This is a genomic window from Halorubrum tibetense (assembly GCF_042661865.1).
In the GTDB taxonomy this organism is placed as follows: Archaea; Halobacteriota; Halobacteria; order Halobacteriales; family Haloferacaceae; genus Halorubrum; species Halorubrum tibetense.
In genome coordinates, this window is sequence record NZ_JBHSWW010000684.1 from 1 (window position 1) to 560 (window position 560).

Sequence of the window (560 nt, forward strand, 5' to 3'; positions counted from 1 at the left end):
GTAGGTATTGAAAGCGTCATGGACCGCGATTTTATTAACTGCGATAGACGTAAGTATTACGACGAATTACGCAAGCTGTTAGAGCGACAAACCAACTGGTTACTAATCGACGAAATTGAAGGTAAAAAGTTTTTAATTAGACCCGCCGATGTCGCCCATTATTTAGAACAGGCTCCCATCGAAGAGCTGTCGCTAGAGCGCCAGGTCGATCTACTCAAAATTCCCGCGAAGCGCTTGCAGCTCACGCCCATACATTCGCGCGCAAACTTATACGAAGCACAATTAGTACTGCAACAAACCGGCGCCGACGCTCTCTATGTGAACCGCAGCGGCGCACCACTACTATCATCGGCAACAGGTATAGTGACTAAACATGCTATCACGAGCCATTACCAACTTTAATGTCAGCGCTTTTTCCGCCTTCACAGTTCACTCAACGGAGATTCCATGCAACAAGTCGCATTAACAGATCAACTACATCTTTCGCGCATCATTTACGGCTGGTGGCGGCTCATGTCGTGGGACATGAATACCAAAGCCATCGAACAACGCATCGAGGA

1 protein-coding gene is annotated in these 560 nt (G+C 47.7%); it reads left to right on the forward strand.

The genetic code is table 11. From position 1 onward, the window contains the following. Positions 1–402 (forward strand): hypothetical protein (locus ACFQEU_RS17735; RefSeq protein WP_379784296.1); only part of this gene is annotated, 402 nt, incomplete at its 5' end. Positions 403–560: the final 158 nt, after the last annotated feature.